Raw genomic sequence first — 13426 nt, forward strand, 5'->3', positions numbered from 1 at the left:
AAATGGCGGCCAAGACGCTTCTGCTTTTTCATGTAAGGAGAGAAATTTATGCCACTAAGAGATTTATCCGTTTTGATGAGTGTAATTTTAATTGTAGCAATGCTTATTATTCCATTTCCACCTTGGCTTTTAAGTGTACTGATTATCATTAATATTGCACTTGCGCTCATGGTTCTGTTAACAGCAATGAACATGAAAGAAGCGCTTGAGTTTTCAATTTTTCCTTCCTTAATATTGTTAATGACTTTATTCCGGCTGGGCTTGAATGTATCAACAACCCGTTCGATTCTTTCTGAAGGGGAAGCAGGGAAAGTCGTTGAGACATTTGGTTCTTTTGTTACGGGGGGAAATGTTATTGTCGGGCTGGTTGTATTTTTAATACTCGTCATCATTCAGTTTGTTGTTATTACAAAGGGATCTGAGAGGGTTTCTGAAGTTGCAGCACGTTTTACACTTGATGCTATGCCAGGAAAACAAATGAGTATTGACGCCGACTTAAATGCAGGGATGATTTCAGAGCACGAAGCTCGTGAACGGCGAGAAAAAATTAGCCGGGAATCCGATTTTTACGGTTCCATGGATGGTGCGAGCAAGTTTGTAAAAGGGGATGCCATCGCGGGTATCATCATTACCCTCATTAACCTAATGTTTGGAATTATCATTGGGATGATGCAGCAGGGGCTTCCGATTGCAGAGGCAGCTGTAAAATATTCGATGCTAACGGTGGGGGACGGAATTGTCAGCCAGATACCGGCACTTCTGATTTCTACCGCAACAGGAATTGTTGTTACGAGGGCAGCATCTGATGGAAACATTGGCAAAGATATTACTTCACAGTTGTTTGCGTATCCTAAAATGCTATATGTAACTGGCGGAACCATTATTCTTTTAGGATTACTCACCCCAATTGGCATTGTTCTAACATTGCCAATCGGCGGCTTATTAATTTTTGGAGGTTATATGATAGCCCGAACTCCTGAGCCGGACAAAGAACAATTGCTGGAAATGGAGGAAGAACTAGAGACCGATGAAATGAAAAGCCCTGAAAGTGTGGTTAATCTGCTGAATGTGGATCCGATTGAATTTGAATTCGGCTATGGACTTATCCCGCTTGCTGATGCTAATCAGGGCGGGGATCTCCTTGACAGGATTGTCATGATCCGCAGGCAGCTGGCTATCGAACTCGGGTTAGTTATTCCAGTTGTAAGAATTCGTGATAATATTCAGCTCCAGCCGAATGAATATAGGCTGAAAATTAAAGGAAATGAAATGGCACGGGGGGAGCTTTTGCTTGATCATTACCTGGCGATGAGCCCCGGTATTGAGGATGACAGCATTGAAGGGATAGATACGATAGAACCATCTTTTGGTTTACCGGCTAAATGGATAACCGAAGAAATGAAGGAACAGGCAGAGATCTTTGGCTATACGGTTGTAGATCCACCTTCTGTAGTTTCGACACATATTACAGAAGTGATCAAGAGCAATGCCCATGAGCTGTTAGGGAGACAGGAGACAAAGCAGCTGATTGATCATGTGAAGGAAGGTTATCCGATCCTTGTCGAAGAGATTACGCCAAATCCGTTATCAGTGGGTGAAGTTCAGAAGGTATTGGCTAAACTTTTAAGAGAAAACATTTCAATACGGAATCTTCCTGTGATTTTTGAGACGCTTGCTGATTTTGCTAAAACGACGAGCGATACAGATTTGCTCACAGAATATGCCCGTCAGTCCTTGGCACGGCAAATCACAAACCAGTTTTCACAGCAGGGTGACTCGATAAAAGTGGTGACCCTTTCCGGCAAGGTTGAAAAATTAGTTGCAGATGGCATCCAGCAGACCGAGCATGGGAATTATTTATCTCTTGACCCAGCAGCCTCCCAGAACATACTGGAGTCCATTGCCTCACAGGTGGAGCAGCTTTCGCTAATGGAGCAGACACCGATCGTGCTATGTTCACCGGCTGTAAGAATGTATGTAAGGCAATTAACGGAAAGGTATTTTCCGCAAATACCGATTCTTTCCTATAACGAGCTTGAAGCAAATGCGGAGGTTCAAAGTGTTGGGGTGGTGAATGTTGAATGAAGGTAAAAAAATATATAGCATCTTCAATGCCTGATGCAATGAAACAAATTCGGGCAGAGCTTGGGAATGAGGCTGTTATTTTAAATTCAAGAGTTGTTCATACTGGCGGAGTACTCGGCTTTTTTAAAAAAAGAAGCATAGAAGTGATGGCAGCGGTAGATCCAAAACGTGAAATAGAGAAGAAGCCTCTAATAAATCCTGCTTCTCCACAGAAAAGGACTTCTTCATACCAATCTCAGAAGAAAGCAGAGGAACAAACAAGAAAAGCAAACCTGCAATCAGATATCAAGCCATCGGATGAAATGATAAAGGAAATTAGCGACCTGAAAAGAATGATGTCCAATTTGGCTGCCACCCAACAAAGCGGTCCATCCTATCCTGAAGCAATCAAGAAAGTTCAGGCCATTCTTAATGAGCAAGAACTGGAGAAAAACCTTCAGGATCAAGCTCTTGTCGCATTGCTTGAAAAATGGCATCAGAGCGGAGCAGGTGCAGGGGATTCTGAAGTGTTGGAGTGGACGGAAACAGAGCTGGAGAGAGAGATAGATGGAATTCCTTTTGGGGGAATATCTTTTACCAAAAAATATATCAATGTTGCAGGGCCAACTGGGGTCGGCAAGACAACCACACTTGCAAAAATGGCAGCAGAGTGTGTAATTAAGCATAAAAAAAAGGTTGCGTTTATTACAACAGATACCTATAGAATAGCGGCTATCGATCAATTAAAAACTTATGCCAAAATATTAAATGTTCCTCTGGAGGTTTGCTATACAATAGAAGATTTCAAGCAAGCAGCAGAAAAGCTTAAAGAAAATGATTTAATTTTAATTGATACAGCTGGCCGGAATTTCCGAAATAAACAGTATGTAGAAGATTTGCTAAATGTCATTGATTTTAAAAATGATATGGAAACCTTTTTAGTTCTCTCGCTTACAGCGAAACAGAGGGATATGGAGGATATCTACAGGCAATTTTCCATCATCGATATTGATAAGCTGATCTTTACGAAAGCAGACGAAACCTCAACCTATGGAGCAATGTATAACTTAATCCATAAATATAAAAAAGGTGCAGCATATATAACAAATGGCCAGGATGTCCCGGATGATATCCTTGCTGCAGAGCCAAATGTTATTGTAAAGCAGTTATTGGGGACGATAAAATGAACGACCAGGCAGAGAAGCTGAGAGCGAGGCTGCTCGAGGAAAGCAGCAAACGCCCCATGTCCAAAACAATAGCAGTTGTCAGCGGAAAAGGGGGCGTGGGGAAATCAAATTTCTCTTTGAATTTTTCTATTTCCCTGTGCCAAAAAGGCGATAAAGTTTTATTATTTGACATGGATATTGGAATGGGCAACCTTGATATCCTAATGGGAAGAACATCTACTTACTCTATAGCCGATTTTTTTGAAAAGAATCGATCTTTAAACGATATTGTAGCAGAAGGCCCAAATGGACTCCGCTATATTGCCGGGGGAACGGGGCTTTCCCATATAGTAAAACTTGAGGATGAACAAATTTCAAGATTTACTGAGGAGTTGGCTGCCCTCATGGGAAACTATGATTATGTGATTTTTGATATGGGTGCGGGCATTACTGAGGAATCAGCAAGATTCATCCTCTCAGTACAGGAAATTGCAGTGATTACAACACCTGAACCTACTTCGATTACTGATGCCTATTCGGCTATGAAGCAAATACATCTGCTGGATGACAGTATCCCTTTTTATATAGTCTTAAACAGGGCACAAGGAGAAAAGGAAGGTCAGGATACGTTTAAAAGACTTTCTGATGTTTTAAAAAGATTCCTAGGAAGAGAATCTTTTTTACTTGGTATTCTGCCTGATGACCGATACATCCAGCAGGCGGTAAAAAGACAAATTCCTTTTATCCTCTACCATGAAAAATCTCCTGCTGCGAAAGCTATTCAACATATGGCTGATAAAATGGGCTGCCGGCCAGCCGATTCGGCAGCAGGGAAAAATCATTCCTACCAATTTATATCAAAGCTAAAGAAATTTCTTTTTGAAAGGCAGTGAATCACATGAAGAGAATCAACGTGCTTATTATAGATGATTCGGCCTTTATGAGGAAGCTTATTGCCGATTTTTTATCTCAGGATCCCCGACTGAATGTTGTGGGCACAGCAAGAAATGGAGAAGACGGACTAAGGAAGATAAAAGAATTAAATCCGGATGTTGTAACCATGGACGTTGAAATGCCTGTCCTTAATGGGCTTGCAGCTTTAAAGATTATTATGAAATCACGGCCAGTTCCGGTTGTGATGCTTTCCAGTACTACGAAGGAAGGCGCTGATAATACATTCGCCGCCATGGAATATGGTGCAGTGGATTTTATTGCGAAGCCATCAGGAACGCTCTCTCTGGATTTACATAAAATAAAAGCCGAATTAGCAGAGAAAGTCGTGTCGGCAAGCAAAGCCAATATAACGAATCTGGGTATTATTTCTTCTCTTGGAAAAAATCGTAAGGAAATCGAGCGGAATTATAGTAAAATAGAACTAAATAAGTCTATTGATCAATCAATTGGTGCTGCTATTAAATCAAGTACACATGATAAACGAATTATTTGTATCGGCACATCAACCGGCGGCCCAAGAGCCCTTCAAAAGGTTTTAACAAAGCTCCCAGGAGACCTGAATGCTCCAGTCTTAATTGTCCAGCATATGCCCGCAGGATTTACCAAATCACTGGCCAGCAGGTTGAATGGCTTGTCCGAATTGACTGTAAAGGAAGCTGAAAAAGGGGATATCCTTGAGAAAGGCACAGCATATATTGCTCCTGGTGGATTCCATCTGAAAGTGGGAAGTTCAGGGCGAGATCTGGTGCTTCAGCTGGATCAATCTCCTCCTAAAAACGGACATCGTCCCTCAGTGGATATTATGTTTCAATCTGTGAGTGAATTGATGGGTTTTCGGAAGATAGCAGTTATTATGACTGGAATGGGAGCAGATGGCAGAGAAGGCCTAGCTGCTATAAAAAAAAGCGGGGATGTAATAGCGATTGCTGAATCAAAGGAAACCTCAATTGTTTTTGGGATGCCAAGAGCAGCAATTGAGGCTGGCTTAATAGATGATGTCCAAAATGTTGATCGAATTGCAGAATCCATATTGAAATATGTTTAAAGCCGAGGGGTGCAGGCGCATGGAGATGAACCAATATTTAGAGGTGTTTATTGAAGAAAGTAAGGAGCATTTGCAGGCATGTAATGAACAGCTTCTTAAATTAGAGAAAAAACCCGGAGATATTAAAATTGTTAACGAGATTTTTCGGTCGGCACATACATTAAAAGGCATGTCGGCAACAATGGGATATGAGGATCTCGCAAGCCTTACCCACCAAATGGAGAATGTCCTTGATGCCATCAGAAACAAGAAAATTAAAGTGAATGCAGGAATTCTGGATGTTATTTTTTTGGCTGTCGATGACCTCGAAGCAATGGTTCATTCCATTGCTGAAGGAGGGGACGGCAAAAGAGACGTTTCAAAAGCAGTTGCTAAATTAAAACTGATTGAAATGGGACAAAGCCATGCACAGGCTGAAGCAAAAGCAGAAACTGCTGTGGCACTCGCAGAGCCTTCAGCAGCTGTTAAAAGCACCTATGATGAATTTGAATTGACAGTCATTCAACAATCAAGGGAGCAAGGGTTTGAAACATATGAAATATCGATTGCATTGCGGGAGGATTGTTTACTGAAGGCAGCAAGAGTTTATATGGTTTTTGAAGTGCTGGAGAAAATGGGGGAAGTAATTAAAGCAACACCACCTGTAGAGGAGCTCGAAGAAGAGCAATTTGACCAGGATTTCTCTATCACAATTGTGTCTCAGGAATCCCGGGAGGATATCCAGCAAAAACTATTGAAAGTGTCTGAAGTTGAGAAAGCAAACGTTATGCCGCTATCTCTTGATGACCTGCGCCATCAAGAGCCTGAAAAAGAGGAAGAAGCTCGGCCCCGATCCTCATCTGCAGATTTCAAAGTGGATGAAAGCCTGCCAAGGGAAGAAAAGAAAGCCCCTGCAGCCAAGCAGGCAAGCAATAAAACGATCAGGGTAAATATTGAAAGACTTGATATCCTGATGAATTTGTTTGAAGAACTTGTTATTGACAGGGGACGGCTTGAGCAAATATCCCGGGAAGTAAACAATCAGGAGCTGCATGAGACTGTAGAACACATGTCAAGGATATCGGGTGATTTGCAAAATATTATCCTTAACATGAGAATGGTTCCAATCGAAACAGTATTTAATCGCTTCCCAAGAATGGTAAGACAGCTGGCGAGGGATTTAAATAAAAAAATCAACCTCGAAATTGTCGGTGCAGAGACTGAACTTGATCGGACTGTCATTGATGAAATCGGTGATCCGCTTGTTCATTTAATCCGCAATGCGCTCGATCATGGGGTCGAGACACCTGAAATTCGTAAAGCAAATGGGAAAAGTGAAGAAGGAAGTGTCATTCTAAAAGCTTATCACAGCGGCAATCATGTATTTATTGAAATTGAGGATGATGGTTCCGGCATCAGCAAAGAAAAGGTGATCAGTAAAGCGCTTAAGAACGGCATTATTACTGAACAAGCCGCTGCAGCTTTAACAGACAAGCAGGCTTATGAATTAATATTTGCTTCCGGTTTCTCTACTGCCGAAAAAATATCAGATGTCTCCGGGCGAGGAGTTGGCCTGGATGTTGTGAAAAATACAATCGAATCATTGGGCGGCTCAGTTTCCATTGATTCAAAAGTTGGCCAGGGCTCCATTTTCTCTATTCAGCTTCCGCTAACCTTATCAATCATTTCTGTCATGCTGGTGGAGATAGAAGAAGAAAAATTTGCCATACCCCTTTCCTCCATCATTGAAACAGCCATAATAAAAAAAGGTGATATCCTGAGTGCGCACAACCAGAAAGTGATTGACTTCAGAGGAAAGGTTGTCCCGCTTCTTTCATTGAAAGATATCTTTAATGTTCCTTCGGAGAACCAGGATGGCGAATTTTTATCTGTTGTCATAGTCAGGAAAGGCGAAAAGATGGCTGGGCTGATAGTAGATTCCTTTATCGGCCAGCAAGAGATCGTTTTAAAATCGCTTGGAAATTATCTAACCAATGTATTTGCCATTTCCGGAGCGACCATTCTTGGAGATGGCCAGGTTGCTTTAATTGTAGACTGCAATGCTTTGATTAAATAATGTCATAGTTTATGTGATCCCATATTTACTATTTAAGAGTTTATTTAGTTATTATGCTCTGTTTACTGTAACCAACAGGCAAGTTTAACAGAGCTATCCAGCAAAGGAGTGACCAGAATGACTGAGGCGGCAGTGGCAGATTTTAAATTAATCGTGTTTCAATTGAAAGATAAGGAATATGCTATTCCAGTTAACCAGGTACGTTCGATCGAAAAGGTGCAGTACATAACAAGAGTTCCGCGAACAGCCGGCTTTGTGAAAGGGGTTATAAATCTGCGGGGGGTTGTTACACCAATCATCAGCCTAAGAAGCAGGTTTAACCTTGAGGAGGCCGAGTATACCGACCATACCCGAGTTATAATTACCGTTTTGGATGGTGTGGAGGTAGGCCTGATCGTTGATTCTGCCAATGATGTAATCGATGTATCCGCAGAATCAGTTGAGCCTCCTCCTGAGGTTGTCGGTGCCGAAGAGGCAGATTTTATAAAAGGTGTTACAAAAATTGATAAAAGATTAATGATATTAATAGATTTGGAAAAAGTTCTTAATCCTGATGAACTGGCAATCCAGAGCGAAGCAGAAGGAATGTAAGATGAATTCTATAAAAAAAAATATCAGCTCGATGCATTTGGATATTTTAAAAGAAATCGGCAATATTGGTGCAGGCCATGCTGCGACGGCTCTTTCTACTCTGCTCGATAAAAAAATAGATATGACAGTTCCGGATGTAAGGGTTGTTTCTTTTGAGGAAATGATGGACATGGCCGGGGGTTCAGATAATATAGTGGCCGGGGTATTTCTGAGGATTGAAGGAGATGCGCCAGGCAGCATGTTCTTTGTTCTGCCGCTGAAACAGGCAGAGATATTTATTCAAGCATTGCCTGGCAGCATTGTTTTCAATGCAGAAGAAACGCCTTACAATGAACTTGCTTTATCTGCCCTGCAAGAACTAGGGAATATCCTTTCAGGTTCTTATTTATCTTCCTTATCTGATTTTACGAACCTGTCCCTATTTCCATCTGTGCCCATGCTTAGCATTGATATGGTCGGAGCCATTATCGGCACTGGTTTGCTTGAAATTTCCCAAGTAAGCGATTATGCCATCGTGATCGATACGGCCTTGAACGAAGAAAGTCAATCTGACGGGGATTCCGTTAAAGGCCATTTCTTCCTGCTTCCGGACCCTGAGTCCTTTAAAATCATTTTTAAAGCATTGGGAGTCCCGGATCATGAATAAGCTGCTTGAAACAGTAAAAGTTGGTATAGCAGATATGAATATTGTTAAAACGCCGAATTTAATCAGGACATCAGGATTAGGATCCTGTGTAGGGGTAGTGGTATTTGATCTTGGCTTCGGGATTGCAGGCCTCGCCCATGTGATGCTCCCCGACTCATCTCTTGCAAAAGGAGCAGCCTTTAATTCAGCTAAATATGCCGATACGGCAATCAGGGAACTCGTCAGCCTCATATCAAAGAGCGGCGCGAGGTCTTCCTGTTTAAAAGCAAAGATTGCTGGAGGAGCCCAAATGTTTCAGTTTTCTTCCGGCAGTGATTTAATGAGAATCGGTCCCAGAAACGTGGAAGCTGTGAAAAAGGAGCTGACATTATTAAAGATTGACATTCTCGCAGAAGATGTAGGCGGAAACAGCGGAAGAACCATCGAATTCGACCCGGCAACAGGCAAATTAAATATCCGGACTGTCAATAAAGGTGAATTCATGATTTAAGGGCTGCTAAATAATGGATAGATGAATGCCTGCCTTAGATGGCCAAAATAAATCAGTTTTTTATCCAAAGGCTGTGTCAAAGCCCATTGTTGATTTTGGCATCCTATTGATTGGAGCTTGTCAAAGGGATACCCTGTATGCGCGAGTGCGCCGAGGAGCATCGGACCGCCCGCAGTTCGCTAGCTCTTGGAGCGGAAATCAACAGGCGAATTTAATAGATCTAATCCAGCTCCCGGCTGGTAACTGCTTTCCCGATCACTTATATACCTTGCAGAAAAAGCCTTGGATTATCAGCTGGATAGAGTCTGAGTTTTAATATTGTTAGAGGAAATATTTTGATATAATAGCGATAATTAATAGAAATGGGAACGTTTGAGGAGGATGGCCATGGCAGAGCTAACGATTGAAGAAAATACATACTGGGCTAAATGGGTCGACTCTCGTGATGCTCAAGCGGGGAACTTTCTTGCGAAGAGATATATGCCTCTCGTAAGCTATCATGTGCAGCGAATATCTGTGAACCTTCCTAAAAGTGTTTCAAGAGACGATATACGAAGCCTTGGTATGATGGGATTATACGATGCTTTGGAAAAATTTGATCCTAAGAGAGATTTAAAGTTTGATACATACGCTTCCTTTCGAATCCGGGGTGCGATTTTAGACGGATTAAGAAAAGAAGATTGGCTTCCCCGGAGTACAAGGGAGAAAGCCAAGAAAATTGAAGCGGCTATGGAAAACCTGGAGCAGCGGCTGATGCGAAATGCTACGGTAGGGGAAATTGCCGACGAGGTTCAAATGGGGGAAGAAGAAGTTTATACAGTAATGAACGAACACTTTTATGCAAACGTTTTATCAATCGATGAACAGCCTGGCGATTCTGATGATAAAGAAGGCGGTTCATTTGCCATTAAGGATGACAAAGCAGTTATACCGGAAGAAAAGGTATTGAAAAACGAGATACTGGAAGAAATGGCCGAAAGAATCCTGCAATTGAATGAAAAAGAACAGCTGGTTATCAGTTTATTTTACAAGGAAGAATTAACTTTAACAGAAATAGGCGAAGTGATGGGTTTGTCAACATCGCGAATATCCCAGATTCATTCCAAAGCTATATTTAAGCTCAGACAGTCGCTGGGAAAAGTTTTATAAAACTTGCCCGGCTCCTATCTGCAGAAAGAAGGAATCAGTATGGAAATTCAGTTTCAGATTTTAGTTGATAGAAATCGTTTATCTGCCATGCTGCAGCCCATAGACAGCAATGAAATAAAAGGGATCTCATCAGAAATAATAAAGAACCTTCTTGCCAGGGAGAAAATTACCTTTGGGATAAATGAAGAGGCGATAAAAAGGATTTGCCAGGACCCCCTTTCCGTGCAATATCCTATCATCATCGCCGAAGGGGTTCCTGCAGAAAACGGCAATGATGCGTATTTGCAGAATGAAATCCGCTATGCGGAAAAAACAAAAAGAGAAAAGTTCAACTTCAGAGATGTCCTTCATATTCCTTCTGTACAAAGAGGACAGATTTTAGCGTCCATTATCTCCCCAACACCAGGCACAGCCGGAAAGGATATTTTCGGTCATTCTATCCCCGCAAAGAATGGCAAGCCATTAAGAGTTAAGCCAGGCAAGAATGTAATTTTAAATGGAGAAAAATTTTATTCTTTAATGGATGGCCAGGTAAGCTTCACCTCCAATTTCATCTCTGTGAATCCAATTTTTGAAGTGAACGGGGACCTTGACTTAAAAACTGGGAATATAGACTTTGTAGGGAATGTTTTGATTAGAGGAAATGTCCCGCCGGGCTATGAGATTAAAGCCGGAGGAGATATTATTGTCTACGGCCTCGTAGAAGGTTCCGTGCTCCAGGCAGACGGCAATATAATTGTTTCAGGAGGAATTACCGGCAGCCATAAAGGATCAGTTACATCCCGCGGGAATATTCAGGCAGCTTACCTTAACCAGGCAAATATCAAAGCTGAACATGATATAGTAATAAGAAAGTCAGTACTCCATAGCCAATTGCATGCCGGAGGAGCAATCCGCTGCAGCCAAGCAATGGTGATTGGAGGAAAGCTGGTGTCCGGGTCTGACATTGAAATTAAAGAATCCGGGAATCATTTATTCACTAAGACTGAGCTTTATGCCGGAATGGATGCTGCTTTGGCAGAAAAGGAAAAAGCGCTTATGGATGAAACTCTCATGCTGCGCGATAACCATAAAAAACTCGATAGCATTGAGAAAAAGCTTTTGGAAATAGCCCGATTGATAGGAAGACTGACAGATGACCAAAAATCGATTATCCTCAAACAGCGAACAACTAAGGCCCATATACAAAGTGAACGAAAAAAATTGGCTCAAAAGCTTATAGACCTGGAAAGGGAGAAAGAAGAAAAATTGGGTGCAGCAGTATTAATTCATGAAAGAGTCTTTCCCAATACAGCTTTACATTTCGGGAAATACTCAAAGGTGATTCAGCAAAAAAACAGATGTGTAAAATACTATTTCACAATGGGTGAGATTCGATTTGAGCCGCTTGTCAAAGGGAAATCTGACCTTGATAAAGGATGTGGGCGGGCATGACTCTGAAATCAATCGAGCTGCAGGTTGCGATTCCGAGAACCATTGAAGCCGGAAAGCTTCAGGAGCAGCTCCAGCAAAGAGGCCAGACAATGGGCGGGATTGCGGCTGAAAAAACGCGCAGGGATGAAGAAAAACACCGCAGCACTGTAATAAAACAGGAACAAAAACAAAATGTGAATCTTAGCAAAGAAGATAAAAACAATCGCAAAGGCCGGGACGAACCAGATCAAAAAGAAAAACAAAAAAAAGACAGCAGTAAGGAACAGAGCCACCCATTTAAAGGGCAGCTTATTGATTATAGCGGATAGAGGGATCGTATGACTGGTTTTCTGTTAGCGTTAAGCCTGTTATTGAATATCATGGCACTTTTGGCAATTATCCTGTTGTTTCTCCGGCAAAACAAGCTTATGGAAACGGAGAAAAAACAGGAGAAAATAGTTAATGAAATGGAAGAGGTCATTTCCACTTACCTCGTGCAGATGAAGGAAGAAAACGATGAATTTATTAATAGGGTTTCTCAGCTTAAGATAAATGCATTGACGGAAAAAGCTGAATCGAAAGAGAAAAATGTAAAGGCTCAAAAAATGATAGAAACAAATGATAAGCCTAACCGCCTTGCAAGGGCATCAGCCCTCCAGGCAGTGAAAGCTTATAAAAAAAATAGTGATCAAGCAGATAAACAAATAGAATTAAAAGGTGAATCTGTTTCTGGTTTTGATAGTAAAGCATCAGCAGCGAAAGTGGAAAAACAGAGCGATTCTGAAGCACAGCAGCATCACGCTTCATCACTGCTTGATAACGTTTTGATATTAAAAAAGCAGGGCCTGGCGGAAGACGAAATTGCCAAGATATTAGGTAAAGGCAGAACGGAAATTGCATTAATGCTTAAATTTCGTCAAAATCAGCAAGAATAGCTTGATTGTCAAAAACACTTGTGCTATATTAACAAATGGTGTTAATACACACGCTTATGGATTTAGCCGGATGGTGCTGTACATATGCAGTTGCCGGCTAAAAATGATATGAGCGGAGGAAAAAAAACCATTAGGAGGAAACACAAAATGTCAGTAATTTCAATGAAGCAATTGCTTGAAGCTGGTGTGCATTTCGGACACCAAACTCGCCGCTGGAACCCTAAGATGAAGAAGTACATCTTCACTGAGCGTAACGGCATCTACATCATCGACCTTCAAAAGACTGTTAAGAAGGTAGAAGAAGCTTACAACTTCGTTAAGGAGCTTGCTGGAAACGGCGGTACAATCCTTTTCGTAGGTACTAAGAAACAAGCTCAAGATTCAGTTAAAGAAGAAGCGATCCGTTCTGGTATGTTCTACGTAAACCAGCGCTGGTTGGGCGGAACTTTAACTAACTTTGAAACAATCCAAAAGCGTATTGCACGTTTAAAGGATATCGAAAGAATGTCTGAAGACGGAACTTTCGAAGTTCTTCCTAAAAAAGAAGTTGTTCAATTGAAGAAAGAGCAAGAGCGCTTAGAGAAGTTCTTAGGCGGAATCAAAGACATGAAGAGCCTTCCAGATGCTCTATTCATTATTGATCCTCGCAAAGAGCGCATTGCTGTTGCAGAAGCACATAAATTAAACATTCCTATCGTTGGTATCGTTGACACTAACTGTGATCCGGATGAAATTGATGTTGTAATCCCTGCAAACGATGATGCTATCCGCGCTGTTAAACTATTAACAGGCAAAATGGCTGATGCTATCCTTGAAGCTAAACAAGGTGAAGAAGTTACAACTGCTTAATAGAAAAGCGGAAGCGCCTTTGTGGCGCTGGAGCTGGACAGCTCCAGAGCGCTTTTTCTTTCTTAAAG

General features: G+C 41.6%; 13 protein-coding genes. All 13 read left to right on the top strand.

What is annotated here, in order from left to right; genetic code table 11:
- Positions 1-48: 48 nt before the first annotated feature.
- Positions 49-2085, top strand: coding sequence for a flagellar biosynthesis protein FlhA (gene flhA / locus J7I93_RS10305; protein WP_214725779.1), 2037 nt, complete (start codon positions 49-51; stop codon positions 2083-2085).
- Positions 2082-3251 carry a flagellar biosynthesis GTPase FlhF gene (gene flhF / locus J7I93_RS10310; protein WP_214725780.1) on the top strand — a complete coding sequence of 390 codons (1170 nt, stop codon included), beginning with the start codon at positions 2082-2084 and terminating at the stop codon, positions 3249-3251. Before flhA ends, flhF begins: the two co-directional genes overlap by 4 nt.
- Positions 3248-4123, top strand: coding sequence for a MinD/ParA family protein (locus J7I93_RS10315; RefSeq protein ID WP_214725781.1), 876 nt, complete (start codon positions 3248-3250; stop codon positions 4121-4123). The genes flhF and J7I93_RS10315 overlap by 4 nt, the downstream gene beginning before the upstream one ends.
- A 5-nt stretch (positions 4124-4128) precedes the next feature.
- On the top strand, positions 4129-5229 hold the full coding sequence (locus tag J7I93_RS10320) for a protein-glutamate methylesterase/protein-glutamine glutaminase (RefSeq protein ID WP_214725782.1): 1101 nt from the start codon (positions 4129-4131) through the stop codon (positions 5227-5229).
- 19 nt (positions 5230-5248) lie between these two features.
- The gene (locus tag J7I93_RS10325; RefSeq protein WP_214725783.1) at positions 5249-7285 is read left to right on the top strand and encodes a chemotaxis protein CheA; all 2037 of its coding nucleotides are present in this window, start codon (positions 5249-5251) and stop codon (positions 7283-7285) included.
- Positions 7286-7402: 117 nt separating this feature from the next.
- On the top strand, positions 7403-7876 hold the full coding sequence (locus J7I93_RS10330) for a chemotaxis protein CheW (RefSeq protein WP_214725784.1): 474 nt from the start codon (positions 7403-7405) through the stop codon (positions 7874-7876).
- Position 7877: 1 nt separating this feature from the next.
- Positions 7878-8522: a chemotaxis protein CheC gene (locus tag J7I93_RS10335; RefSeq protein ID WP_214725785.1), complete on the top strand. Its 645-nt coding sequence runs from the start codon at positions 7878-7880 to the stop codon at positions 8520-8522.
- Positions 8515-9012 carry a chemotaxis protein CheD gene (locus J7I93_RS10340; protein ID WP_214725786.1) on the top strand — a complete coding sequence of 166 codons (498 nt, stop codon included), beginning with the start codon at positions 8515-8517 and terminating at the stop codon, positions 9010-9012. Before J7I93_RS10335 ends, J7I93_RS10340 begins: the two co-directional genes overlap by 8 nt.
- A 387-nt stretch (positions 9013-9399) precedes the next feature.
- Positions 9400-10161 carry a FliA/WhiG family RNA polymerase sigma factor gene (locus J7I93_RS10345; RefSeq protein WP_214725787.1) on the top strand — a complete coding sequence of 254 codons (762 nt, stop codon included), beginning with the start codon at positions 9400-9402 and terminating at the stop codon, positions 10159-10161.
- Positions 10162-10200: 39 nt separating this feature from the next.
- Positions 10201-11595, top strand: coding sequence for a flagellar assembly protein A (locus tag J7I93_RS10350; RefSeq protein ID WP_214725788.1), 1395 nt, complete (start codon positions 10201-10203; stop codon positions 11593-11595).
- Positions 11592-11903 (top strand): hypothetical protein, encoded by a 312-nt coding sequence (locus J7I93_RS10355; protein WP_214725789.1) that lies wholly within the window; start codon positions 11592-11594, stop codon positions 11901-11903. The genes J7I93_RS10350 and J7I93_RS10355 overlap by 4 nt, the downstream gene beginning before the upstream one ends.
- A 9-nt stretch (positions 11904-11912) precedes the next feature.
- Positions 11913-12509: a hypothetical protein gene (locus J7I93_RS10360; RefSeq protein ID WP_214725790.1), complete on the top strand. Its 597-nt coding sequence runs from the start codon at positions 11913-11915 to the stop codon at positions 12507-12509.
- A 147-nt stretch (positions 12510-12656) separates the two neighbouring features.
- A complete protein-coding gene (gene rpsB / locus J7I93_RS10365) occupies positions 12657-13358 on the top strand; it encodes a 30S ribosomal protein S2 (RefSeq protein ID WP_009330721.1) in 702 nt (233 codons plus the stop codon).
- Positions 13359-13426: the final 68 nt, after the last annotated feature.

The sequence above is a fragment of the Bacillus sp. ISL-47 genome, assembly GCF_018613175.1.
Lineage (GTDB): Bacteria > Bacillota > Bacilli > Bacillales > Cytobacillaceae > Cytobacillus.